The following is a 24,799-nucleotide window of genomic DNA, read 5'->3' on the forward strand; positions in this document are numbered from 1 at the left end:
CAGGAACGGCTTGTGATACTCCGCACAGCTCCGAGCCGCTGTCATGGTCACACCGACGCGGTCGTCCCAGTGCCCGCCTCGGTCTCCACTATTTGTCCGAGATCGAAGGGGGCTCCGCGGTGGCTGTCGATGTTGCTGTCCTGCTGCTCCTCGGCATCGTGATCGTCTTCTTGTGCCGCGGAGGTGGGCTCAAGGCGGGTCACGCCGTTGTCTGCTCAGTTTTCGGTCTGTATCTCGCCGGGACCCACACCGTCGGCCCGTTCGTGAAGGACGTCACGGCGTCGGTCGCCGGCTTGCTGTCAGGGCTACGGCTGTGAGCGCGTCGACGGCATCACCGGGCCCTGGCGCCCCAGCGTGGCCTCGACCTGATGGCAGTCAAATCCTCCTTCCTCGTCTGTCGGACGCCCGAGAAGGCGTCATCTGGCCGCAGCCCAGCCAGCCGGAGAGTTCGGTTCTGCACGAGATCACCGATCTACCGATGGAGCCTCACCATGCGCTATCCGCCGACGTGCACCTCCATGTCGACGAGCCTGTCCGCGCCCGCCACACATCCGGTGGGCGACGTACTGCTTGCCCCTTCACCGCAGCGGAGTTCTGCTGCTTCGGCTCTACGCCCGACCGCAGTGATACTCGATCTATTCGGAACGCTCGTCGCAGCCCCGAGTGTGGTCGAGCGGAGGGCTGCCGCTGCCCAGTTCGCTGCGATACTGCGCGTATCTCCGGCGGTCGCCGAGTCGATACTGTCCGACAGTTGGCAGGCGAGGCACGACGGGGAGATGGCGTCCACCACCGAGGTAGCGGTTCACCTCGTCGCCTGCTGCGCCGCCACTGCGGCCTGTGTGGATGAGCTGGAAGTGCTCCTGGCCCGGCTCGCCCATGTCCGTCTCCAGGCCGATGCCTCTCTCCTGCAGGCGCTGGAGCAGCTTCGGCGCGGTGGCGCCAGGCTGGCCGTCCTCAGCGACGCGTCTCCGGACATTGCCGAAGCGTGGAGCTCAAGCGACCTCGCGCCACACTTCGACGCTGTCGTGTTCAGCTGCCGGGCGGGGGCGGTAAAGCCCGACCGTCTGCTCTTCCACGCGGTCCTCCGAAACCTGGGTGTCGCCCCGCAGCAGGCCCTCTACTGCGGCGACGGCGGCGGTGACGAGCTTGCTGGCGCAGAGCGGGCCCGCATGCGTGCCGTGCGAGTGGAGCGTCGGGGCGGGCCGAGTGGCCTCGCGTTCGGCGAGACCGCCTGGTCCGGCAGGGCGATACCCAATGTGGAAGCTCTCCCCACCTTGCTGGACAGATGGGGGCAGCGATGACCGGCCCGTACGCGTGGGCGGTTGCGAACGGAGTCCTCTGCCGACTCCCCGCTCCGGTCGCCATGTCCTCGGCACCCGACACGACGCTCGTCGAGACACGCTTCTCAGGGTTGTGCGGAAGCGACGTCGCGAAGCTCAATCACCCTTGGCAAGGACAGTTGCCGGAACCGTGGTACCCCGGGCACGAGATCGTCGGTGTCGACACGGAGACAGGTGGCTGGGTCGCAATCGACCCGCTGGTCTCCTGCCGGTCGTGCCACTACTGCGACCGAGGCCATGTCCACCTCTGCCCACGACTCCAGCGCATCGGGTGGGATCTTCCCGGAGGTCTCGCCGACTGCGTACGGGCGCCCCGCGACAGCATCGTCCCGCTTCGCCACCTGCACGATCCCGCGCACGGAGTCCTCGCCGATCCGATGGCGGTAGCCCTGCACGGAATCCGCTGCGGGCTACGTGTGCCCATGGGGCGGCTCGGCATCATCGGGGGCGGCGTCCTTGCGGTGTGTACGGCCGTCTGCGCGGCAGAGGCTGGATGGGACGTGCACATGCTGGTCAGGGAACCCTCGCGATCGCATCAACTGCGCTACGTCCTCGACCGGCACATCACTCTCCACTCTGCCGAGCTGCCGGCGTGCGACGCCGTGGTGGACGCCGCGTCTGGTCAGAGCGAAGCCCCCATACGCCAGGCGCTGAGGGCTGTTCGTGGCGGGGGAACGGTTCTCGTCCAGAACGCCTACGCCCCCCGCGTCGTTCTCTCGGTCCCCCTGCGGGATGTCTTCCGTCGCTCGATCACCCTGCGCGGCTCCTTCTCGTACTGCCGCGCGGACGGCCAGGACGACTTCCAAGACGCCATCGACGTGATTGCCAAGGGCGGCGACTGGGCCGCCCTCATGACCCGAGACCGATTCCCCCTCGGCGAACTGCCGCAGGGACTGGCGGCCCTGAACAACGAAACCCGCCCTCGCCCCTTCAAGGTCCTGCTCACATCCGACACGTGACGGAAGGAGACCACGCCATGGCGGTCACAAAGCCATTGCTGGCCCACAAAATCAACTCGCCTGCCGACATTCCACCCCAGGACGTCCACGCCGGGATCACGCGCATCCTCGCCTTACCGGAGGGCCACACGCGCGACGTGATGCTGGGAAGCGTCCTGACGGGACTGCTCCTGCGGGGGCCACGGTTGGAGGAGATCGAGGCCGCTGTCCAGGCCGCGACCTCCCTGGACCGAAGCAGCTGGGACTTCCACCAGCCACCGGAGGGCATGCGGTTCGTCGGCTACACGGGCAGCGGGAAGAAGACCTTCAAGACGATCAACCTCAGCACCGCGGCCGCGCTGGTGGCGGCCACCGGGGGAGCACACGTCGCCAAGCTCGGATCGCGCAGTGCGTCCTCGAAGACCGGGTCCCGCGACTTCATCGACCTCGTGGGCGCGACGAGCGACACGGTGCCGCACCAGGAGATGGTCGACATCACGGCGGAGACCGGCTTCGGGTTCTTCTCCATCGAGAAGCGCGTGCCCGAGTTCGACCGCCGCTACGGCGGCAGGTTCCAGGCCGTGCACGCCCTCAGCCTGGCGTTCCCCGCCCTCCTCAGCCCGGTCACCTGTTCCGCCTACGTGTACGGCCTCTCGCACCCGGCGGTCGGCGCTTCCGCCCGGCTGCTCTCCAAACTCGGCCTGCCCGACGTGACGGTCATCAACTCCAGCCTCGGCAAGGCGGTCCAGGTCGACGAGCTGATCCCCGGAAGCACCGTGCGAGCCTGCCGCATCAGCGCCGGCGACGAGGACCTGACCTTCAACGACGAGGTACGCAAGAGCGCGTCCTCGATGCCGCAGGACCTGATGTCCGTCGCCCAGCACGAGGACCCTCGGGAGAACGTCGCCGCCGCGATACGCGTACTGGCGGGCCATGACATCGGTCAGGCGCGGAACGCGGTCGCCCTCAACGCGGCTTTGCTCATGGTGATGTCCGAGGCGGTGCCCACCGTCCAATCCGGGATCGACACGGCCCTCACGATCATCGACGCCGGCGCGGGTCTGGACACGCTGCAGCAGTTCGTACGCCTCACCGGCGGTGCCCCGGACAGACTCCGCTCGCTCCTTCGGCACGTCACCCCGACAGCCCTCCTGGTCAGCCCTGGCAACAAGGAGAAGGCCCCATGCTGACGCACGACGAACTCGCGATCGTTCACCTGGTCCTCAACACCGACTGCAACGCCTGGGACCTGACCCCGACCAGCGCCTCACCGGGTGTGTGCCGGTTCTGCTACCGGGAGCGCAACCGAGTCACGACGGACCCGGACACCGTCCGGAGGGTCATCGACCAGGTCCGTACCGAGTCCGAAGCCCACCGTGTCGTGTTCACCGGCGGCGACCCCGTGATGCCCTACGACAACCACCTGGAGGTCGCCCTCCGGCACGCACGGGAAGCCGGCTTCGAAACCAATCTGCACACCAACGGGCTTCTACTGAGCGACCGATACGCGGGGGTGCGTGACCACGTGACCCTCTACTCCCTGGCCATCGACGGTCCGGAGGCGGACTCGGCCGACTGGTTCCGCGGGCAGGGCTACTTCGAACGGTTCCGGTCCAACGTCGACTTCCTCGTCGCTGACCGGCGCCGACTCGCCTTCAACACGTTCACCACGGCCGCGTCCGTGCGGGAGCTGCCGCGGCTCGCGGAGTTCGTCACCGGCATCGCTGACCGCACGGAGGTCGAGTACTGGCTGATCTCCCAGTACAGGCCCATCGGCCGTGCCAGCGCGGGCAAGGCGGAGCTCTACGGCTTCGAGCGGGATGGCTTCGTCCGGGCCGTGGACGGGGTGCGCGGCGTCGTCGCCCCGGTGGAGATCTTCGCCCAGCCCACACGGGCGCCCGAGGACCCGTACCCGTTCCGCGTCTGGGTCCTCTCCGACGGAACGGTGACCGCGGACCTCGGCAGCGTCGCCGCACCTCGCAACGCCGTGATCGGGGACCTGCTGGTCGACGGCTTTGAGCCGCTGGTCCGCCGAGCCTTCGCCCTACGAGAGCAGCCTCAGTTGGAGGGGATCGCATGAAGTTCGACACCGCGTACTACGAGAGCGTCATCGACCAGCACCAGTACGAGCACCTTGGCCTCGGCACCATCGACTTCGCCCTCGCGGGGATGAGCCCCGGCGACCTGCATACGAAGTGGGTCTGCCACACCGGGGCGCGGGAGTTCGCGGACGCCGTCTCGGCGGGTCGGCCGGCGATCGTCACCACCGGCATCGGGCTCGGCGGCGCGCCGCACGCCGGCACCCTCTTCCAGCTGCTGCGCGCGGTCAAGCTCCAGCAACACGGACTCGACGTGCAGATCGTGCTGGGCGACCTCGACTCCTACAACGCGCGACGCACGCCGCTGGACGCGGTGCGCCGCCTGGCCGACCAGTACGAGGAGTTCGCACTTGGGCTCGGCTTCGATCCAGGGCACGGTGTACTACGCCGCCAGGAAGGCGAGACCGACGTCATGGCCACCGCGTTCCTGCTCTCACGCCATCTGGACGACGACGACTTCCAGTGGGCCGAGGAGGACCTCGCCGGGCTCTACCGCAACCACGGCGTCTTCGACCACCTCAACTACGGCATGAAGCAGGCCACGTTGCTGATGGCCGCTGACTTCGTGCACCTGCTGCGCGAAGGACGGCACGTGCTGGTGTCCCTGGGCGTCGACGAGCACAAGTACGTCGCCCTCGCCCGGCGCGGGGCGGAACGCTGGGGTCTGCCCGCAGACCGACTGGCCGGCATCTACACCAAGATGATCCCGGGCCTCGGGGGCCTGCCGAAGATGAGTAAGAGCATCCCCGGCTCCGGAATCGACGGCTCCATGCCCGCCGAGGACATCAGGGCCCTGCTGGCGGCGGACACCGACTCGGCACCCTCCGACGATGGGTCGACCCTGCTCCAGATGTACGCGTGTCTGCCCGAGGTCGGCCAGGCGGAGTACGACCGCGCCTCCGCCGCGCGGCGCGCCGGAGACCGGGAGTGGCGTGTGATCCGCGAGGAGCTCGTCGAACGACTGATCACGCTGTTCTCCTGCTGGCCGAAGTAGCAGGCCCCCTCCGGGGGAGCGCCGAACCCGCGGCTGTAGCAAGCCGTGTGCCCTCTGCCGCACCACACATCCGAGCAAGCAAGGAGTCTGACTGTGCACGCGGACACCACGACCACATCACAGCCCCTGACCGGCCCCGATGCCCCTCAGCCCCCGGCCCTCTCCGAGTCCTCGCAGCCGATAGGCGGCCCCGAGACCTTCTTCATTCGCTGCGGCTACCGCAGCCGGAGCGAGGTCGAGTACTTCCTTGACGAGACGGACGACACCGTCACCTGGCAGCCCGACGTGTACCCCTACGCCGCCGAACGGGCCAAGGAGCTCGGCCGTGACGTCGTGATCGACATCGGCTGCGGGCGGGCGGGCAAGCTGGCCTCGCTCGCCGCCGAGCACCCCGACTGGACCTTCGTCGGCGTGGACTTCGGGGACAACCTGCGCTGGTGCCACGACAACCACCCCTTCGGACAGTGGGTGGAGGCGGACCTCGAATCGGCAGAGCGGCTGCCGCTCGACCCGGACCTAGTTCGCCGGTCGGTGGTGATCTGCTCCGACGTGATCGAGCACCTGGTGGACCCGGCCCCGGCCCTGTCCCTCATCCTGGCCCTGTTGCAGGAGGGCAGCGCTGCTGCGGTCCTGTCCACACCGGCCCGTGAGTGCCGCAGCGGCTACGACACCCCTGGACCGCCGCGCAACCCCAGCCATGTGCGGGAGTGGGCAAGCGACGAGTTCCAGGCGCTGCTGCGGGAATCCGGATTCGAGATCCACTACGCGGGCCTCACCCGAAGCGACGACGCCTCCAACGGTCTGTCCACCCAGCTGCTCCTCGTCGGTGTGGGAGGGACGGAGGTGGGAGAACAGTGACGGCGGTTCCCCGGTCCAGGGGCCTGCGTGTCGTTCACCTGCCGGCTCGTACCCCGTACGCGTGGAAGCTCCAGAGCCCTGACTTCCACATCCTGAACGGGACAGAGATTCCCACGGGCGAGACTGTGCCAGAGGCGGTCAGCGCCGCATGGCTCCTCGAACACGGCCCTCTCACGTGGCTCGACGTGCTGCACCTGCACCACATCGACTTCGAGGACATCGCCACCCTGGAGCGCCTGCTCGACGCGTGCCTGGGCTACGGGGTCAACGTGGTCTTTACCGCCCATGACACCCGGCCCATGGTCGGCAACGCCGAAGGCTTCGTGGAGCGGCTGCGGCTGCTCCGATCTGCCGAGGTCAACTGGGTCTGTCTCACTGAGGGATCCGTCACGAAGCTGACGGAGGTCCTCGGCGAGCGGGTCACTGCAACGGTCATCCCCCACGGATACGTCGCTGCCCCGGAGTCGCTGGCTGACCTGGAGCGCGAGGCGAGAGGCCCGGGGGCCAGGTACCTCATGTTCGGTGCCTCCCGTGCCAGCCGGGACCAGTTGTCCACCATGGCCAACTGGAGCCTGGGGATCACGGATCCCCACAGCACGCTCCACGTCCTCCTGCGCGCGTTCAGCCCTTCGGACTTCGCGCATGCCGGCCGAGCCCCGCTGCTCCTGGAGACGGCCCGGCACGATTCCCGTATCCGCCTCACCATGCGCCCGTACCCCACGGACGACGAAGTGGTCAGAGCTGGGCTGGCTTCGGACTCCCTGCTGCTGCCGTACCTCTGGGGGAGTCACTCCGGGCAGCTGGAACTGGCCTTCGACCTGAACCTGCTTCCGGTCTGCTCCCTCACAGGGCACTTGCCCGAGCAGTACGAGCGGCACAAGGGATTCGTCGAGGAACCTGAATGGTTCGATTGGTCGCAGGGGCATCCCAACCTCTTCGGAGAGAAGTTCCTGACCGCGTTGGAGAAAGCGGTAGCACGGCTCGGCTCCAGGCCCCGCCGCCTCGACCGCGATTTCCTCGACTACAGGACCCAGGAACACAGGGCGATCCTGGACGACTACGCCCTCGTGTACGGGGGTGACCGGTGAGCACCATTCCGCGTATTTCGTGTGTGATCCTTTGCCACAACTACGGCAGATATCTCGACCAGGCCATAACAAGCTGTCTGGAACAGGAGCCTGGAAATTTCATCCTTCACGAAATAATCGTCATCGACGACGGATCCAACGACGAAACTGAGGAGGTATGCCGTCGCCACGAAAAGAACGTCAAGGTCATCCGGAGGAGCCAGCAAGGTTTCGGCCAAACCTTGACCGACGCTTTTCTGCTCAGTACAGGCGACTGGGTGGCTCCGCTCGACGCCGATGACTGGTTCCACCCATCGAAGCTCCGTACATGCGCCGAGGCGATGACGGGTGAAACGCTGTTCATCGAGCACTGGGAAAACGTCGTCGACTCAAACGGAAACCCCAGGCTGAAAGATCCGCACTCGGGCGGAAACACAAGCACGTTGGTGGTCCATCGCGAGGCTGCTCTCAGCCTCCTTCCGGTGAGCAACGAGATCTTCTTCCACGCGCTGCGGGAGGCTGGCCACGGTGCCGTCCTCCAGGACCCGTTGACCTTCTATCGGGTCCACTCGCACAGCATGACCGACCGAAGTACGCCCGGCCTGTCGCAAGACTATCGGGCCGAGGTATGTCTGGGACTCTCGGATCGGCTCCGCAAGATGGATGGGAACCCTCCCACCTGGGCGACGACTCGCCAGCTCAGGAGGATCTCCCAGCATTTCCGCGTACTCGCTTCCGGGCACAGTGTGGAATCCGCCCTGCAGCGAAAGAAGCACCTCCGCGCCATGATCTTCCTTCCGGGGATGCTCATCGCCACGCTCCGAGCCCAAGACCCAAAAGCCCCGTGGCTCCGCTCCCTCTCCAGTGCGATCGTGGGCCGGCCGCTGGTACAGCTCTCGACGCCCCAGGGAGAGCGGTCTGAACCGTGATCATTTCGGTGATGCGACGGGGTTGGCGATGATAAAATCGCCGCTTCCAATCCCTACTGGTCAGGCCAGTTGTCCGACCCAGGAGCGTATAAGCGCCATGAGCCGTTTGAGCGAGTCCGTCACCCGTGTCATGCACATCCTCGATGGAGCGGACCTGGGCGCGGACTATACGGCCGCGCAGCTGCTCAGCGAGACAACGGCACGGCGTTCCCTGGACCTCTCCGACCTCTCCCCCGAGGAGCAGGCCGCACTGGTCGAGGGGCGTGCGAACCACCTGATTCCCTCAGCGGCGGTGCTGGCCGGGAAGATCGAAGCCGCGCAGGCCGCCGGACGCCCGTTCGTCGTCAAGTACGGCATCGACCCGACCTCGCCCGACGTCCACCTGGGCCACGCAGTACCGATCATCATCGCCAGCCGGTTCCAGCGGATGGGCCACCACGTCGTCTTCATCATCGGTGACGTCACGGCCAAGATCGGTGACCCGTCGGGACGGTCCTCGGATCGACCGCCCCTCACCGACGAGGACATCGCCCGCAATCTGAGCGGCTACCAGCAGCAGGTCACGCCGTTCATCGACTTCGAGCGTGCCGACCTGCGCTTCAACGGCGAGTGGCTGAACAAGGTCACCCTGCCGGAGCTCGTCGGAGTCCTCGCCCGGGTGCCGGTCTCCATGTCGCTCCAGCGCGAGGACTTCCGCACCCGGCTGGCCGATGGCCATGGACTGTCCGTCGCCGAGTTCGTCTACTCCGTCGTCATGGCCTGGGACTCCGTGGCCATCGACGCCGACGTCGAACTCGGCGGTGTGGACCAGCTGCTGAACCTCCAGATGTGCCGCAAGGTCATGGAGATCTCGGATCAGTCACCCGAGGTCGTCATCACTACCCCGCTCATCGAAGGCACCGACGGTACGGGCACCAAGATGAGCAAGAGCAAGGGCAACTACGTTGGCCTGACGGCGTCGCCTGATGACGTCTACGGCCGACTGATGTCCATCCCCGACCACCTGACCGAGCCGTACCTCCAGCTGCTCACCGAATGGACGGACGACGAGATCCGCGTGGTCACCAAGCGCCTGGAGGAGGGGACCGCGCACCCGATGGCGATCAAGCGCATCCTCGCCGGCGAGGTGGTGGCCGCCCTCCACGGCTTGGACGCTGCCGCCGCCGCCCGCGCGGAGTTCACGGCACGCTTCTCCAAGCGCTCTTTCGCGGACACCCAGAACCTCCCCGTCATCTCCCTGAAGGACCACGCCGAGGACACCCTCGGGGCGCTGATCAGCCGCACGCTGGACTTTGCTCCCAGCATCTCCGCGGTGCGCCGCGTGGCTCAGCAGAAGGGGCTCCGCCTGATCCGCGAGTCGAACGGAGACCAGCAGCCGACGCCACTCACGGAGGCTTCTGTTCAGCAGACGCTCGGCGAAGTCGTCGGCGAGATCGGCGCGCTCGAAGGTGCCGAGCTGTACCTCAAGGTGGGCCGCAAGGTCGCCCGCATCGACGTCTGAGACCAGGCGCGGTGCCGACTCACGATCGTGGGTCGGCACCGCACTGTTTGCCCTCGGTGTAGCTGGCGAGGAGCGTTCTCATGACCTGGGATGTGGGGAGAGACACCAGGACCACGAGGTCCAATCGGGGTTGCGCTCGCAGCCGGTCCGCTATCGCCTGGGGCGGTGCCGTGCAGGAGCAGAAGAGGGAATCGTCGTCTGTGATGCCGGAGCCCCATTGTTAGGCGATGTTCCCATGGTGGTGCGTTGGCGGGCGGCTTCGGCACGGCGGTTGGCTGCCGGGTTACGGCTGGTGTGCTGGATGCGGGTGATCAGGACGCGGGCGGGTTGGCGGGCGCTCGTGAGTTCGCGCTGAGCGGCGGCTTCCTTGAGGAGCTGGTGGGGTTTGTGGCCGCCTGCTTCGGCGTCGGCGAGGACGGTGGCGAGGGCCGGCCAGGCGGGGTCGGTGAGGATGCGGTCGGCGTGGTCGGGGACGGCGGCCCGGACGTCGTGGGCCAGGGTTCGGCTGGCCTGGTCGCTCGGCTGACGAGCGGCGAGGTTGTCGATGACCGGGGCGAGGGCGTGGTCTGCGGCGTTGTGTAGGTGGTGGAGAGTCTGGCGGGCGGCTTCGGCCTGGTGGGCGTGGTTCTTCGCTTCGTGCCAGCGGGCGGCGATGATCGTGGCCCAGACGAGGGCGGCGAGCAGGGCGGCGAAGGCGCTGCCGTCGGGGCCGGTGGTGGTGTGGGCGATGTCGCGGGTCGCGCGGCGCAGGGTATAGGCGGTCTGGTGCTCGGCTTGGATCTGGGAGTGCTGGGCGCGGGCGAATGTCTGTGCTGCGGTTCGTAGTTCGGCTCGGGAGTGGTCAGGGGCTTTCTGTGCGGTGGCCTCGATGAGTTCGCCGAGCGCCGTGATGTGGGCCTGGGCGTGGGTGTCGTCGGTCATGCCCTGGTGGAGGGTGTCGAGGGCGTCGGTGGCCTGGTGCCAGGGGGTGGTGGGGCGCTGTCGGCGTGCGGTGGGGTGTTCTTCGGGTGCGGTGGTTTCGAGGCGGGCCCTGAGCTTGGGGAGGGTGAGGTCGGGGGCGATCGTTCCGCCGGGGTGGAAGATCTGTTTCCCGTCCTTGTTGAGGTCACCGGGGCGGCCGGCGGCGTAGCCGAGGAGGTCTCCAGACGGGGCGCGGCGGGGCTTGATCGCGATGCCGTCGGCTTCGAGGTAGGCGAGGAGTTCCTCGGCGTTGCTGGCGTGGGGGATGGCGGCGCGGATGCGGTCCTGGAGCCAGTCGCCGCTGGTCTGCTCCCAGCCGAGGCGTTGAGCCTTGTGCATCTCTGCCTGGGTGGGGCGCTTTCCGGCGGTGCGGTCGCCCATCTTCAGCTGACGCAGGCCGTACTCGGTCTCGATCTGGCGGCAGGCGTCACCGACGCGGATGCCGCTGCCGTGGAGTTTAGGGCGGCGGCCGTCTTCGCGGACGGTGGTGGCGAGGATGTGGATATGGTCGTCCGCGTGGCGCACGGCGATCCACCGGCAGCCGAGGTCGTCTCCGGGCGGGGCGATGCCTGCGGCTTCGACGATGCGCTGGGCGATGTCGGCCCACTCCGTGTCGGAGAGGTGCCGGTCCTCGGGGGCTGCGCGGACGGGACAGTGCCAGACATGGTCGGTGACCTTCTTCCCGAACTCGCTGTTCCGAAGGTGCACGGGTTCGTCGAGGTGGCGGGCGAGCTGGGTGAGCGTGGCGTCCGGGTTCCGGCCGGGGTCGGGCATACCGAGCATGGCGAAGCCCGTGACGATGTGCGGGTCGAGGTGCTCGTCGTGGCGGCCGGGGCCGTAGAGGTAGGCGAGCAGGCCACGGGTGTTGGACCCGGCCGGTTTGATGGCGGCGATCACGCGGCCTGCTCCTTCTCCGTCTCGGCGGGTTCATGCAGGGCTCGGGCGAGCAGGTCCAGCAGGTGGTGGAGCTCGTCGAGACGGTGACGTACGTCGGGTGGGGTGAGGTCGCTGTTGAGGGCGCGGGCGATCTGGTTGACGTTGACGCCGATCCGGTTGAGTTCACGCAGTACCTGGGCGCGGAACATGTGGGTGCGGCGACGGTCCTCGGACAGCGGCAGGTTCGCCGTGAACCGGCCGGTGATGAAGGCGAGGGCGATGTCCGCGGTGAAGCCGGATTCCCCTTTGTAGCCGTGCTCGGCTGCGGCCTCCTGGAGCGCGGCGTGCTCGTCTCCAGTGAAGCGCAGCGGTCCGACACGGACGGTCCGCTTGGTGCCGGTGAAGCGGCGGATCGTCGGCTGCACGCTCTGCGGTGCTCGTTCGCCGGCTGTCGGATCGGTGGCGGGTGCGGGGCGAAGGATCTGCTGCTGGACGGCGTGGAGCTCGTCCGGGTCGGGGCCGCCCTCGGCCCCGACCTCCCGGCCAAGCGCCCCCTGGCGCTGGGCCGTCTCCGCCACCCCCGGGGCGGAGATCCCCGAAGACCGGCCTTGAGTCGGACTCGGGGTACTACTGGCTCCGCCCGGGGCAGCCCGTCCGAACGCCCGACGCAGTCGGGACAGCAGCGTACGGGGCTGTGCCGAGGCGGGCGGCTCAGCGGAGGTGTCGTCAGGTAGGTGCTGGCTGTGCTGCATGGAAGATGCTCCAGATGCGGCTCGGCGGACAGGATCACGGCGACCCGGTGGCGCGAGCCATCGCGTTGTCACAGGTGTGGGGATCTGCGGGGCGACCGGCGTGTGCTCGGGTGACCGGAAGGGTTCCGGTCACCCGAGCACATGAGGCGTCAGCCTCCGGAGACCTTGATGCCAGCGGCTTCGAGTTCCGGCCGGAGCGACTCCATGACTTCGGTCTGCCGCGCGCTTCCGATCGTCAAGTTCTGTTCCTTCACGGCAGCTCGCAGCAGGCCACGCGTGAGTTTGCCGTGCTGGCGACCGGCGGCCCGGCCGATGGCCTTCAGTTCTTCGATGGTCGCCTTCGGAGGACGGCCGCCGACTGGTTTGGCCTTCGGCACCGGGGACGTGGATTCCGTCCGCTCCTCGCCGGAAGCTTGCGGAACCTCGGCGGCAGCGTCCTGCCGTCGACCCTCGCCGTGCTCACCGACCGGCCGGTTCCGCACAGCTACGGAGCCGATACCGGATGGGGCATCGGTTGGTGCCACATGCTGGTGGATCTGTCGCATCAGCACGCCGAACGCGACCATCGCGGCGGCTGGAGGGACGGCAGCGACCACGTAGTCGAGGAGCGGAACGCTGCGCTCGCTGTCCGCGCCGCTGACCCCAGCGACGTTCAGTGCGATAGAGCCGACCGATCCGGCAGCGGTTACGGCGACGGCCCAGAGGTCGGTCGTACGCCGGAGCGCAGCCCGCAGCATGAGCAGTTCACCGGCGACGATGAACGCGTCCAGGGTGGCGGGCCAGGCCCACCGGCGGATGGGGGATGCGCCCAGCCCGTGCTGGCCTGCGACATCGGCGAGGTGCGCGTAGGACAGCCAGAAGGCTCCGGCTGTCAGAACCACGATGACGATGCCGGCCGCGCCGAGCACGAGCCGCTCTACGTCGGCACGCTTCGGGCGCTGCCCTTCGGCTGGGACGTCATCTCGTGTCTGCGGTGATGACGTGGTGAGGTGCGGAGCGGTCAAGCGGGAATCTCCTTGGGGGTAGTGGGTGAGGGGCGTCTTTGCCGTCTTGTGCGTTGCACGTGCAGGTCAGCGCGGTACGGCAGCGCGCTGGACGTGCCGTCTTGGCGGGAAGCTCTGGCGTCTTGTCCCGACTCGGGACAGGGGTGAGGCGGATCCGCCCCGGCTCGTGTCCGGGCGCCTGCATCCGCTGGGACGGCCGGTCGCGGCAGCCGTCCCAGCGAGCAGGACTGTGACCTGCTGCGATACGGCGAAGACGCCTGGGACGGGGCAAGACGGAGCTGGACGCCGTCCCCCTGCTGGCTGCACGTGCTCAGGCGCGTGCGCTGCCGTCTTGCCCTCGGCTGCCGTCTTGCTGCTGTGTGCCCTGACCTGCACGATCACGGCAGGGACGGCAAGTACGGCAACCAGGGAGGTGGGGGTCAGCTTTCGCCACGCCGAGCGTCGACCGGGTGGACGGTCGGGCAGTACCGCCGCCAGGCGTCCAGGAACTTGTTGCGCGTGTAGCCCTTGCGCTGAGTCCGGTCGGCCATGCGCACGTTGCCGGGCCGGATGTCGTAGTCGCGCAGCATCCCGCTGAGCTCCCGGGAGGTCAGGCCGTAGCGTCCACGCTCTCCCCACGGGGCTTCGGCATCCGCGTTCAGATGGTGCAGGAGGTCTTCGGTGGAGAGGCTGTCCGCCTCCCGCTGCGCGAAGAAGACCCGTCGGATGTCAGCGAGGATCCGCGCCCCACTCGGGTGGTCCTCCTCAGCTGCCACCTCGGCCGCGACCATCCGTGCGCACGCGATCCGCGCAAGCCGTGGCCAGCGACCGCCGGCCAGGTCCGCGATGATCACCAGAGGCTCCCAGGTGTCGGCGGCTCGATCCTCGACCGGCATCTCCGGCTCCAGGCTCGAAGCGTCCTCCAGTAGCGGGAGAGCCCAGGCACGGATACGGTCGCGCAGTTCGTGCAGGGCCGGGATGTCGCGTCGCGAGCGGAAGGGTTTGACCTTCTCGCCCTCGGCCCTGCGGCGCATACGGATGACGACGGATCGATCCATGACGGTGTCCGGCAGGTCACCGATCCCCGCGATGGCCGCCATGGCGAAGGTGGCGAACCTGTGCGGGGTGTGGTCGTTGCCGACGACCCGGGTGACGTACCGGCCGCGCTGGTGGCCGGCGTTGAGGAGTCCGCGTGTCTCCTCGTTCTTCTCCGCGACCTTGGGGCCGAAGATGGTGTCGGCCTCGTCCACCAGCAGCGTCGGTGGCTCCTCCTCGTTGATCGAGCGGAAGATGGCCGCTGGTGTGGTGTTGATGGTGAGCATCGGCTCGTGGACCGTCTCGGTCAGCACGTCCAGGAGCCGCGACTTCCCGCACCGTTTCGCAGGTCCCACCACTGCCAGCCGAGGGGCGTGCTGCCAGGCGGGCTGGAGCTGCGTCGCCGCCACCCAGAGGGTGGTCGCGTCCAGCGCCTCGGGAGAGGGCGGAATCACGAACTGGGCTATCTGGGAGCGCAGTTCGTCCAGCAGATCCGAGCCTGGCGTCGGCTCCGCGTCGGGAATGGTCTCCAGGCCGCTTGCCGGGTCCGCCTCGCTGCCGTCAGCCGGACCATCGTGCATCTCCGGTGTGGCATAGGCGGCCTGGGCCGGACCCAGATGAGCGCCGGGCCGGCCGGGGATGGCCGTGGCGGGCCAGGCCGCTCGGGCGGGGGTGGAATAGGAGTCGGGGTTCTCGGGTTGCACTGGGCGGCTCCTCGTCTGGCGGCTGCGGGCTTGCACGCCCTTGCCGCCGGGTCGGATCTCACGGGATTGCTGGGGAGTCCTGGAGCCTCCGACGTTGCACCGTCGGAGGCTCTCCCTCTTCTCGCGGGGGTCTCGGTACCGCGAGCGACCACGGACAGTACGTCCACGGCGTGCCACAGTCCAGCGTTTCTGTGTCAGCTCAGCGCAGAAGCGCCTACGGCGCATCAGACGCCTCATGCGGCCAGCCCCAGCAAAGCCAACAGGTCTGCCGTCACCACCCGGTAGGCGTTCCCGAGCCTGAGCACCTTGCACGGGTACTGGCCGCGCTTGGCCAACTCGTAGCCCTTGCTCCGGCCGAGCCCCAACGCGCGGTTACCCGTCTCCAGGTCAACGGCCGCCGGGAGCCCCAGAAGCTCCTCGCGACTCATCCCCTTCGCCCCTCCGGCGTCCTCGTTCTGGCGCATGCGCACTCCATCCATGACTGAGCCCACGGCGAACGCGACCTCCGCGTCCGTCTCCAGGTCTTGGAATCAACGCTAAGCGAGCTAATGTGTCTGTATGACACAACGCCGAAGTCACCATGGATCGAGCAAGGCCGACGACGAGGACGACGTCCCGGAGTGGGTGGACCAGGTCATGGCCACCGTGGCCGCCGAGGTCCGCAGACGACGGAAGGAACTGGGTTGGAGCGCACAGGACTTGGCCGACAGGTGCTCGGAGATCGGCCATCCGATCCCCCGCAACGTCATCGCCAACATGGAGTCCGGACGCCGCTCCAACCTGCCCTTGGTCGACGTCATGGTGCTGGCCGAAGCCCTGAACACCCCACCCATCTGCCTCCTCTATCCCGTGGGCTACATCGAGGATGTGCAGCGGCTCCCGCTCCAGGACTCCACTTCCACCCTGGATGCACTGCGCTGGTTCACGGGAGAGGAGACCGATCTCGGCGCGGACGACGACATGCTCCGCTACTTCCGAGCCCATCACGCCGCTCAGGAGCGGCTGCGAAGTGCGCGACGCGACGAGGAGTACGCGCGCTACCACGCCCAGACCGCCCCGAATGCCGACCGGAAGGCCGAGGCCCTCCGCTCCCAGGCCCGCGCCGCCGAGACGGCGGACGACGCCGAAGACCGCCTGCGCAGAGTTCGCGCCTTCATCGAGGAAGAGGGCGTCACGCCCCCGTTCCTGTGGCCCGACCTGGCCGACGTAATCGACTCATCCGGGAGCGATCCCGAAACCAGCGAGGAGAATGATCTTTGAAGGGCTCCACCTACCGCCGCTGCTCCTGCCGCGACCCGAAGACCGGCAAGGAACTCGGCACCTCCTGCCCCAAGCGCAGCAGCAGGAACCACTGCACCTACTCCGTACGACAGGAGCTCTCACCCCGCGAGGACGGCAGCCGCCGCTCCTTCGCCCGTGGCGGGTACGCCAGTCTCAGGGCAGCCCAGGCCGACCTCGACCACGTACGCGCCCTCCTCGGGCTCGCCGACTCGGACGACCCCGAGGGCACCGAACTCATCGCCGAGATGCTGGCCGAGGTCAGCCGCGAGCGGTCATCTCTGCCCGAGGTCGAGGAGACGCGGCGGCGCCTCAACTCCGGTCAGGACCTCATAGGCAGCCTGACCGTCGCCGAATGGCTCGACCGGTGGCTGGCCGGCAAGCGCATACGCAAGTCCGGTCTCAACCGCTACGAGACCGATATCCGCGTCCATCTGAAGCCGCGCATCGGCAGCCGGCGCCTGGACCGGCTGCGCGTCAGCCACCTCAGCGAGATGTTCACCGACATTCGCGAGGCGAACGCCCAGATCCTGGAGGACAACGCCCAGCGGCGAGCCGCTCTCGACGAGCTGGCGACGGTGCCGTGGAAGGGTGTCGGGAACCGGGCTCGTCGCAAGGCCATGAAAGCCGCGATCGACGAGATGCCGCCCTTTCGGCGCGTCACCGGCCCTGCCACGCGGCTGCACGTCAAGGCCACCCTCCGAGCAGCCCTGAACGACGCGATCGGGCAGCAGATCATCACGTTCAATCCGGCCGCCCATGTCGAGATCGACCCCGTGCGCAAGCCGAAGGCGCTCGTGTGGACGGACGAGCGGGTCGCCAAGTGGGAGCAGACGGGCGAGAAGCCGTCGCCCGTGATGGTCTGGACGCCGGAACAGACCGGTGCCTTCCTCGACTTCGTCGCCGAGGACCGGCTGTACGCGATGTGGCACCTGATCGCGTTCCGCGGCCTGCGCCGAGGCGAGGCGTGCGGCCAGCCGTGGTCGGAGACGAACCTCGACACCCACGTCCTCACCGTCTCCTCTCAACTCGTCCAGGACGGCTGGGAGGTGGAAGCGTCCGACCCCAAGACCGACAGCGGCTCCCGCGTGGTCGCCCTCGACGACGACACCGTCGACGTCCTGAAGCACCACCGCGAACGGCAGGAAACGGCCCGCGAAGAGTGGGGCACAGCCTGGGTCGAGACCGGCCACGTCTTCACCCAGGAAGACGGCTCCTGGCTCCACCCCGGCAAGGTGACCGACCTCTTCGAGCGCCTCGTCGGCGCCTCCGGTCTCCCGCCGATCCGCCTGCACGATCTGCGCCACGGCGCGGCCACCCTCATGCTCGCCGCCGACATTGACATCAAGATCGTGTCGGACACCCTCGGGCACAGCGACACCCGCATCACGCGGGACATCTACCAGAGCGTCCTCCCCCACGTCGGCAAGAGCGCCGCCGAGGCCACCGCGAAGCTCGTCCCCCTCCAGCGCAAGGCCGAGGCCGAGAAAGCCGCGCGCAAGGCCGCGAAGAAGGAGAAGGCCAGGAAGGCTGCGGCCAAGGCGGCCGACGTCGGCAAGGGCAACAAGGGCAGCGGCAAGCCGAAGCGGGACAAGGCGAAAGCCCAGGCCAAGGCAGCCAAGAAGGCCACACGCCGCAAGCCCACAAAGTAGGTCCCGAGCGGCTCCGCTCACGCATCGCTCACGCATCGCTCACGCAAGCAACGTCACGGCAACCCGGCCGTATGACCCACCATGCCCCGAGCAACAGAAAACCCCAGGTCACGGGCTATGTGACCTGGGGTTCTTCTGAGCCGCCTTCGGGATTCGAACCCGAGACCTACGCATTACGAGTGCGTTGCTCTGGCCAACTGAGCTAAGGCGGCACACCCTGTCGCACTATGGTGCGATCAGCAGCGGGGCCAAGTCTACACAGTTTCCGGGGGTGCTCCGCACACCGCACCCCCGGGGTCGTCTGTGCTGGTCAGGGCCGGTGTGGGGAGGTCAGGTGCACTTCTTGCCGTCGGTGGGCGGGGTGCCTTCCAGGAGGTAGGTGTTGATCGCCGTGTCGATGCAGTCGCTGCCCCGGCCGTACGCCGTGTGGCCGTCGCCGTCGTAGGTGAGCAGGGTGCCGGAGTCGAGCTGGGCGGCGAGGGCCTCGGACCACTTGTAGGGGGTGGCCGGGTCGCGGGTGGTGCCGACCACGAGGATCGGGGCGGCGCCCTTCGCCTCGGTGCGGTGGGGGGTGCCGGTGGGCTCGGTGGGCCAGTAGGCGCAGTTCAGGGAGGCCCAGGCGAAGCCCCGGCCGAAGACCGGGGAGGCCTTCTCGAAGTCCGGGACCGCCTTCTCCACCGCGTCGGGGCCGTCGAAGGCGGGCGGGAGGTCGAGGCAGTTCACGGCGGCGTTGGCGAACATCAGGTTCGCGTACTTCCCGTCCGGGTCGCGCTCGTAGTAGCTGTCGGCCAGCGAGAGGAGGCCCGAGCCGTCACTGCGCTGGGCGCCCTCCAGCGCCTCGCGGAGCTGGGGCCAGGCCGCCTCGTCGTACATCGCCGCGATCACTCCGGTCGTCGCCAGGGACTCGCCGAGCTCGCGGTCCTCGTCGCCCGTCGGGATCGGCTCGGCGTCCAGGTCCTTGAAGAGCTGCTTCAGCGCCGCCGCCGCGTCCGCCGTGGACGTCGTGCCCAGCGGGCAGTCCGGCTGCTTGACGCAGTCGGCGGCGAAGGACTGGAACGCGCCCTCGAACCCCGCCGTCTGGTCGCGGTTCATGTCGACCGCCGGGAGGGACGGGTCCATCGCGCCGTCCAGGACCAGACGGCCGGCCCGGTCCGGGAAGAGGTCCGCGTACGTGGCGCCCAGGAACGTCCCGTACGAGGCGCCGACGTAGTTCAGCCTCTCGTCGCCCAGCAGGGAGCGCAGCACGTCCATGTCGCGGGCCGTGTCGACGGTGGAGACGTACGGGAGGATCTCGCCGCTCCGCTTCTCGCAGCCCTGCGCGAACTTCTCGAAGGCGTCGGTGAGCTTCCGGACCTCCGCCTCGTCGTCCGGGGTCTGGTCGACCTGGGTGTAGGCGTCCATCTCCTTGCCCGTCAGGCACTCCACCGGCTCGCTGCGGGCCACACCGCGCGGGTCGATGGCCACCATGTCGTAGCGGGCGCGCACCGGGGCCGGGTAGCCGAGCGCCGCGTACCCCTGGAGATAGCCGATCGCGGAGCCGCCGGGGCCGCCCGGATTCACCAGGAGCGAGCCGATCCGCTTGCCGGGGCCGGTGGCCTTCTTACGCGAGACGGCGAGGTCGATGTCGCCGTCGGCCGGCTTGTCGTAGTCCCTCGGCGCCTTCATCGTCGCGCACTCGAATCCCTCCACCCCGCAGTCGCGCCAGCTCAGCTTCTGCGCGTAGTACGGGTCCAGCCCGGCGGGGGCGGCCGTGCCGGTGGCGGAGGCGCTCGGCGACGAGCCTCCGCCGCTGCAACCGGAAGCGAGCAGACCGGCCGTGCCGATCCCGATGGCGAAGGTGCGGAGCAGGCGCCTGGTGTTCATTCTGGGAGCGTATCCGGCAGGTGACGAGTCGTCCGATTCCCTGCTCATTCGGGTGAACCGGATCCGGCCCCCAGGTCCGTCAGCCCGCTCTCAGCGACATCGTCATCGCCTCCACCGCCAGCAGTGGTGCCACGTTGCGGTCCATCGCCCGTCGGCACGCGATCACCGCATCGATCCTGCGCAGCGTCTGCGCGGGCGTCGACGACTCCACGATCCGGTCCAGCGTGTCCTGCACGTCCACATTGGCGATCGCGATCCGCGAACCGAGCTGGAGCGCCAGCACGTCCCGGTAGAAGCCGGTCAGCTCGGTCAGCGCCAGGTCCAGGCTGTCGCGCTGCGTACGCGTCTTGCGGCGCTTCTGCTTGTCCTCCAGCTCCTTCATCGCCCCCGCCGTGCCGCGCGGCATCCGGCCCCCCGCGGCCGCGCCGAGCGCCGCCTTGAGGTCCTCGGTCTCCTTGGCGTCGACCTCCTCAGCCAGCTGCTTGGCGTCCTCGGTGGCCGTGTCGATCAGCTCCTGGGCCGCCTTGAGGCAGCCGCCGACATCGGCGACCCGCAGCGGAACCTTGAGCACCGCCGCCCGGCGTGCCCGCGCCCGCTCGTCCGTGGCCAGCCGGCGCGCCCGGCCGATGTGCCCCTGGGTGGCCCGCGCCGCGGCGTGGGCGCGCTCGGGGTCGACGCCGTCGCGGCGGATCAGGACGTCCGCCACGGCCTCCACCGGCGGGGTGCTCAGGCTCAGGTGGCGGCAGCGGGAGCGGATCGTGGGCAGCACGTCCTCCAGCGAGGGCGCGCAGAGCAGCCAGACCGTGCGGGGCGCCGGCTCCTCGACCGCCTTCAGCAGCACGTTGCCCGCGCCCTCGGTGAGCCGGTCGGCGTCCTCCATGACGATGACCTGCCACCGGCCGACCGCCGGGGAGAGCTGTGCCCGGCGGACCAGGTCGCGGGTCTCCTTCACACCGATGGAGAGCAGGTCCGTGCGGATGACCTGGACGTCGGCGTGCGTACCGATCAGGCTCGTGTGGCAGCCGTCGCAGAAGCCGCAGCCCGGCTCCCCGCCCAGCGCCCGGTCCGGGCTGGTGCACTGGAGGGCGGCGGCGAAGGCCCGGGCGGCGGTGGCCCGCCCGGAACCCGGCGGTCCGGTGAACAGCCAGGCATGGGTCATCTTCGAGCCCTGCGCCCCGGGGTCCGCCGGCCTGCCGTCGGAAACCGCCGTGACCAGCGCGTCGGCATCCCTGGCGGCGGCGGAGAGCTGCTCCCTCACCCGGTCCTGCCCGACCAGGTCGTCCCATACGGTCATCGGTCACCGCCTTTCGGATTCCATTGTGGGGGACGCCACTGACAGTCCGGCCCGCCCACCCCCTCGGGGGCGGACGGGCCGGGTGCCGGACGTCGGTGTGCCGGTGCGTCAGCCGCGCGGGCGCCGCCCCCGGCCACCGGTGGGGCCGTCGTCGTCGTGCCCGCCGAGCAGTTCGTCCGCCAGCGTCGGCAGGTCGTCGAGCGGGGTCTCCTCGGCCCAGTCCGGACGGGGGCGCTTGCGGCGGCCGCGGGAACCGCTGTCAGCCGGGGCGGCCGCCTGCGGGTCCTCGATCTGCGGCAGCTCCCGGGTGCGCTCGTTCTCGCTCTCCGCCGGGGAGGGCTCCGGCGCCTCGTCCCGGAAGTAGCCCTTGGGCACCCGGTCGGCGGGACGGGAGGGCCGATCGCCCCGTACGGGCGGCAGCACGGCCGTCTCGTCGGCGTCACGGTCGGCACCGGCGGCACGCGGGTCCCGGGAGTCCCGCGCGTCCCCCGGGTTCCGCGAGTCCCGGGGGTTGGTGAGGTCGGAGTCCCCGGCCTCACGTGCGCCCCAGGAGCTACGAGCGCCACCGGCGTCACGTGAGTCCCGCGCGGCACGGTCGCCCCCGGCGTCTCCGCCCCGGCGCTCCTCCGTGACCCGCGGCAGCATCGCCGTCACGTCGTCGTCCGGGCGGGACGCCCCCGAACCGGACTCCTGCGATCCGGCCCTCTCCGGACCCGACGCCCCCGGACGCGCCGTCGGCACCGGCTGAGTGATCTCGTTCGGGTTCACGATCGGCGTGGGCACCGTCAGCTCGTTCTCCGGAACGGTCGGCCCGTGCCCCTCCGACCGCGAGGACGCCTCGGACCGGGCGTCACGGGAAGCGCGCTCCGCCTCTGCGCGCGCCGCTTCCGTACGCTCCGCCTCCGCCCGAGCCGCCTCCGTACGCGCCGCGGCCTCCGCCTCGGCCCTCCGGCGGGCCTCCTCGGCCCGTACCAGCGCCTCTTCCGCCTTCCGCTGCTTCTCCAGGCGGAGCGCCTCGGCCTCCTTGCGCTGCCGGGCCTCCTCCTCGGCCTGCTTGCGGAGGCGTTCCTGCTCGGCCTCGCGGGCCCGCTCCTCGGCCTCCAGCCGGCGGCGGTCCTCCTCGGCGCGGCGGCGGGCCTCCTCGGCACGCTGCCGGGCCTCCTCCGCCTGGCGTTCGGCCTCGCGCTGCCGCGCCTCCTCCAGCTCGCGCTGCTTGCGCTCCTCCTCCTCGGCGCGCAGCCGGGCGAGCTGCTCCTGGCGCTCCTTCTCCAGGCGCTCCTCCTCGGCCTTGCGGGCGGCCTCTTCCTCCGCCTTGCGCCGCGCCTCCTCCTCGGCCTTGCGCCGGGCCTCCTCGATGGCCTGGATCTCGGCCTCGGAGAGCGGGAGGAGCTGGTCGAGCCGGTGCCGTACGACCGTGGTGATCGCCTCGGGCTCCTGCCCGGCGTCCACCACCAGGTAGCGCGTCGGGTCGGCGGCGGCCAGGGTCAGGAAACCGGACCGGACCCGCTCGTGGAACTCCGCGGGCTCCGACTCCAGCCGGTCCGGCGCCTCCGTGAACCGCTCCCGCGCGGTCTGCGGGTCGACGTCCAGCAGCACCGTCAGATGCGGTACGAGGCCGCTCGTCGCCCACCGGGAGATCCGGGCGATCTCGGTCGGGGCCAGGTCGCGGCCCGCGCCCTGGTAGGCGACGGAGGAGTCGATGTAGCGGTCGGAGATGACGATCGCGCCCCGCTCCAGCGCCGGGCGGACCACGGAGTCGACGTGCTCGGCGCGGTCGGCCGCGTACAGCAGCGCCTCGGCGCGGTTGGAGAGACCGGCGGAGGAGACGTCCAGCAGGATCGACCGCAGCCGCTTGCCGACGGGGGTGGCCCCGGGCTCGCGGGTGACGACGACCTCGTGGCCCTTGGACCGGATCCAGTCGGCGAGCGCCTCGACCTGGGTGGACTTGCCCGCTCCGTCGCCGCCCTCCAGGGCGAGGAAGAAGCCGGTGGCCGCCGGGGCGACCGCCGGGTCGCCGCCGCGCAGCGCCTCGCGCAGATCGCGGCGGAGCGGTACACCCGCCCGGTCGTCGGTCTTCGCGACGAGGATCGCGGCCAGCGGCAGCAGCAGCGCGCCGACCAGCATCAGGGTGAAGGCCGCGCCGCCGTGGGCGAAGACGAAGTCGCCGGAGGCGGAGGCCAGCCGGTGCTGCCCGATCGCGGCGGCGAGCAGCGGACCCGCGACCGCGCCGAGCGCGACGAGCACCCGGACGAGGGCCTGGAGGTGCTCGGTGGTCCGGGTCTGCCGGGCCGCCTCGGTCTCCTGGTCGATGATCGCGTGCCCGACGCCCGCGGTGACGCCGGCCGCGTAACCGGCGAGCAGCGCGATCGCGATCCCGGTCGCCGTGTCCGGCACCAGGCCGAGCGCGAGGAGCGCGATGCCCGTGACGGCGGTGGCCAGTGCGAGGAGGCGCCGCCGCGACAGGGCGGGCAGCACCTTCTGCGCCGTACGGATGCCGAGGGCGGTGCCGCCGGTCAGCGCGAGGATCAGCAGCGCGTACGTGACGGGCCCGCCGCCCAGGTCGTAGGCGTGCAGGACGGATACGGCTGCGGCCGCGGCGATCGCTCCGGCGACGGCGGCGCAGACGGCGACGGTCAGCGGGAGCGCGCCGGTGCGGCCCTTGTCGGGGCGGCCGTCGTGGGTGGGGCGGCGCAGCCCCTCCAGGGGCGAGCGCGGCCGGGGGGTGGCGGTGTCGGGCAGTTCGAGGAAGTACAGGGTCGAGATGGAGGCCGAGAACAGACCGGCCGCCACATAGGAGCCCAGCGCCGCCTGGTGGAAGGAGAACCACTCCAGGCCGGTGCCCAGGAGGTTGCCGATCAGCGTGGCGACCAGCAGGACCACCGCGGCGACGGGAACGGCGAGGAAGTTCGTACGGAGCGACAGCCTGCGCAGGGCGTCGAGGTGGTCGGGGAGCGGGCGGACGGCGGCGCCTTCGAGCGGCGGGGCCGGCAGCAGCGCCGGGGCGGCGCTCTCCTTGGCCACCGCCCACAGGCGCTCGGCCGCACCGGTCACGAAGACGGTGATGAGGACCATCATGAGCGCCTTGTCCGGCACCCAGTCGATCCACAGCGGGGCGATGATCAGCAGGGCGAGCCGCAGCCCGTCCGTCCCGATCATCAGCCACCGCCGGTCCAGCTTCCCGCCGGGCGCCGTGAGCGACGTCAGGGGCCCCAGGAGTACGGCTCCGAAGAGCACGGTGGAAAGGATCCGGGCACCGAACACAGCGGCGACGGCGAAGGCCGCCCCGCGGTATCCGGCTCCGAACGAGCCCTCCAGGACCGCTGCTTGCAGCGACAACAGCACCAGCACGAGAAGGGCGACTGCATCGCCGATACCGCCGACGAGCTGGGCGCTCCACAACCGCTTCAGCGGGGGAACACGCAGCAGGGCCCGTACGGCGCGCTCGCGTGAGTCTGCGGCAAGTGTGTCGGAGGTGGGGCTCACGACCGTTGGCTGCTCGGCTCGCGTCATCCGCCCAGCCTATCGGCAGCGACACGGTGGCTGTCGGCCCGTCCGAACATATGGCCGCAGATCACTTCCGGCCGACTCGCTCACGCCCTCTTGACGTGACGCTGCCCGGCACCTCTATAGGCAGGTGCCGGGCAGGATCACGCGCCGGCCGAAGGGATCGGTCCTC

At 69.7% G+C, this 24,799-nt stretch carries 20 protein-coding genes and 1 tRNA gene; 12 read left to right on the forward strand and 9 right to left on the reverse strand.

Annotated elements, in window-relative coordinates:
* The first annotated feature begins 119 nt into the window (after positions 1 to 119).
* The 10 genes from ACQ9ZG_RS14445 to tyrS all read left to right on the forward strand — a co-directional run bounded on the left by ACQ9ZG_RS14445 (position 120) and on the right by tyrS (position 9,726).
* The gene (locus tag ACQ9ZG_RS14445; protein WP_109916195.1) at positions 120 to 317 is read left to right on the forward strand and encodes a hypothetical protein; all 198 of its coding nucleotides are present in this window, start codon (positions 120 to 122) and stop codon (positions 315 to 317) included.
* Positions 318 to 623: 306 nt separating this feature from the next.
* Positions 624 to 1,301 (forward strand): HAD family hydrolase, encoded by a 678-nt coding sequence (locus ACQ9ZG_RS14450; RefSeq protein ID WP_181398287.1) that lies wholly within the window; start codon positions 624 to 626, stop codon positions 1,299 to 1,301.
* A gap of 62 nt (positions 1,302 to 1,363) precedes the next feature.
* On the forward strand, positions 1,364 to 2,299 hold the full coding sequence (locus ACQ9ZG_RS14455) for an alcohol dehydrogenase catalytic domain-containing protein (RefSeq protein ID WP_181398286.1): 936 nt from the start codon (positions 1,364 to 1,366) through the stop codon (positions 2,297 to 2,299).
* A 17-nt stretch (positions 2,300 to 2,316) separates the two neighbouring features.
* Positions 2,317 to 3,468, forward strand: coding sequence for a hypothetical protein (locus ACQ9ZG_RS14460; RefSeq protein WP_181398285.1), 1,152 nt, complete (start codon positions 2,317 to 2,319; stop codon positions 3,466 to 3,468).
* Complete coding sequence (locus ACQ9ZG_RS14465; protein WP_109916192.1) at positions 3,462 to 4,358, forward strand: radical SAM protein; 897 nt, start codon at positions 3,462 to 3,464, stop codon at positions 4,356 to 4,358. Before ACQ9ZG_RS14460 ends, ACQ9ZG_RS14465 begins: the two co-directional genes overlap by 7 nt.
* Complete coding sequence (locus ACQ9ZG_RS14470; RefSeq protein WP_109916191.1) at positions 4,355 to 5,371, forward strand: nucleotidyl transferase family protein; 1,017 nt, start codon at positions 4,355 to 4,357, stop codon at positions 5,369 to 5,371. The genes ACQ9ZG_RS14465 and ACQ9ZG_RS14470 overlap by 4 nt, the downstream gene beginning before the upstream one ends.
* Before the next feature lie 93 nt (positions 5,372 to 5,464).
* Positions 5,465 to 6,229, forward strand: a complete 765-nt coding sequence (locus tag ACQ9ZG_RS14475) for a class I SAM-dependent methyltransferase (protein WP_258312238.1) — start codon at positions 5,465 to 5,467, stop codon at positions 6,227 to 6,229.
* 185 nt (positions 6,230 to 6,414) lie between these two features.
* Positions 6,415 to 7,317, forward strand: coding sequence for a hypothetical protein (locus ACQ9ZG_RS14480; RefSeq protein ID WP_258312237.1), 903 nt, complete (start codon positions 6,415 to 6,417; stop codon positions 7,315 to 7,317).
* Positions 7,314 to 8,225, forward strand: coding sequence for a glycosyltransferase family 2 protein (locus ACQ9ZG_RS14485; RefSeq protein WP_109916190.1), 912 nt, complete (start codon positions 7,314 to 7,316; stop codon positions 8,223 to 8,225). The genes ACQ9ZG_RS14480 and ACQ9ZG_RS14485 overlap by 4 nt, the downstream gene beginning before the upstream one ends.
* A 97-nt stretch (positions 8,226 to 8,322) precedes the next feature.
* Positions 8,323 to 9,726, forward strand: coding sequence for a tyrosine--tRNA ligase (gene tyrS / locus ACQ9ZG_RS14490; protein WP_109916189.1), 1,404 nt, complete (start codon positions 8,323 to 8,325; stop codon positions 9,724 to 9,726).
* A gap of 150 nt (positions 9,727 to 9,876) precedes the next feature.
* Here the strand turns inward: tyrS and ACQ9ZG_RS14495 are convergent, their stop codons facing one another.
* The 5 genes from ACQ9ZG_RS14495 to ACQ9ZG_RS14515 all read right to left on the reverse strand — a co-directional run bounded on the left by ACQ9ZG_RS14495 (position 9,877) and on the right by ACQ9ZG_RS14515 (position 15,500).
* Positions 9,877 to 11,583 (reverse strand): relaxase/mobilization nuclease domain-containing protein, encoded by a 1,707-nt coding sequence (locus ACQ9ZG_RS14495; protein WP_109916188.1) that lies wholly within the window; start codon positions 11,581 to 11,583, stop codon positions 9,877 to 9,879.
* Positions 11,580 to 12,140 (reverse strand): MobC family plasmid mobilization relaxosome protein, encoded by a 561-nt coding sequence (locus tag ACQ9ZG_RS14500; RefSeq protein WP_109916187.1) that lies wholly within the window; start codon positions 12,138 to 12,140, stop codon positions 11,580 to 11,582. Before ACQ9ZG_RS14500 ends, ACQ9ZG_RS14495 begins: the two co-directional genes overlap by 4 nt.
* A 323-nt stretch (positions 12,141 to 12,463) precedes the next feature.
* A complete protein-coding gene (locus ACQ9ZG_RS14505; protein ID WP_109916186.1) occupies positions 12,464 to 13,318 on the reverse strand; it encodes a DUF2637 domain-containing protein in 855 nt (284 codons plus the stop codon).
* A gap of 419 nt (positions 13,319 to 13,737) precedes the next feature.
* The gene (locus ACQ9ZG_RS14510; RefSeq protein ID WP_109916185.1) at positions 13,738 to 15,036 is read right to left on the reverse strand and encodes a DUF3631 domain-containing protein; all 1,299 of its coding nucleotides are present in this window, start codon (positions 15,034 to 15,036) and stop codon (positions 13,738 to 13,740) included.
* Between the two features lie 233 nt (positions 15,037 to 15,269).
* Positions 15,270 to 15,500, reverse strand: a complete 231-nt coding sequence (locus ACQ9ZG_RS14515; RefSeq protein ID WP_037630553.1) for a hypothetical protein — start codon at positions 15,498 to 15,500, stop codon at positions 15,270 to 15,272.
* 94 nt (positions 15,501 to 15,594) lie between these two features.
* Here ACQ9ZG_RS14515 and ACQ9ZG_RS14520 point away from each other — a divergent pair, with 94 nt between their 5' ends.
* Positions 15,595 to 16,296, forward strand: coding sequence for a helix-turn-helix domain-containing protein (locus ACQ9ZG_RS14520; protein WP_109916184.1), 702 nt, complete (start codon positions 15,595 to 15,597; stop codon positions 16,294 to 16,296).
* Positions 16,293 to 17,966 (forward strand): tyrosine-type recombinase/integrase, encoded by a 1,674-nt coding sequence (locus tag ACQ9ZG_RS14525; RefSeq protein ID WP_109916183.1) that lies wholly within the window; start codon positions 16,293 to 16,295, stop codon positions 17,964 to 17,966. The genes ACQ9ZG_RS14520 and ACQ9ZG_RS14525 overlap by 4 nt, the downstream gene beginning before the upstream one ends.
* A gap of 138 nt (positions 17,967 to 18,104) precedes the next feature.
* Here ACQ9ZG_RS14525 and ACQ9ZG_RS14530 read toward each other — a convergent pair.
* The 4 genes from ACQ9ZG_RS14530 to tmk all read right to left on the reverse strand — a co-directional run bounded on the left by ACQ9ZG_RS14530 (position 18,105) and on the right by tmk (position 24,633).
* A tRNA-Thr gene (locus ACQ9ZG_RS14530) sits at positions 18,105 to 18,178 on the reverse strand.
* 118 nt (positions 18,179 to 18,296) lie between these two features.
* Positions 18,297 to 19,829: an alpha/beta hydrolase gene (locus ACQ9ZG_RS14535; RefSeq protein ID WP_109916182.1), complete on the reverse strand. Its 1,533-nt coding sequence runs from the start codon at positions 19,827 to 19,829 to the stop codon at positions 18,297 to 18,299.
* A 79-nt stretch (positions 19,830 to 19,908) separates the two neighbouring features.
* Positions 19,909 to 21,123 (reverse strand): DNA polymerase III subunit delta', encoded by a 1,215-nt coding sequence (locus ACQ9ZG_RS14540; protein ID WP_028416082.1) that lies wholly within the window; start codon positions 21,121 to 21,123, stop codon positions 19,909 to 19,911.
* Positions 21,124 to 21,231: 108 nt separating this feature from the next.
* Complete coding sequence (gene tmk / locus ACQ9ZG_RS14545; RefSeq protein ID WP_109916181.1) at positions 21,232 to 24,633, reverse strand: dTMP kinase; 3,402 nt, start codon at positions 24,631 to 24,633, stop codon at positions 21,232 to 21,234.
* Positions 24,634 to 24,799 lie beyond the last annotated feature (166 nt).

The sequence above is a fragment of the Streptomyces araujoniae genome (assembly GCF_050871195.1).
GTDB classification, from domain to species: Bacteria; Actinomycetota; Actinomycetes; order Streptomycetales; family Streptomycetaceae; genus Streptomyces; species Streptomyces bacillaris.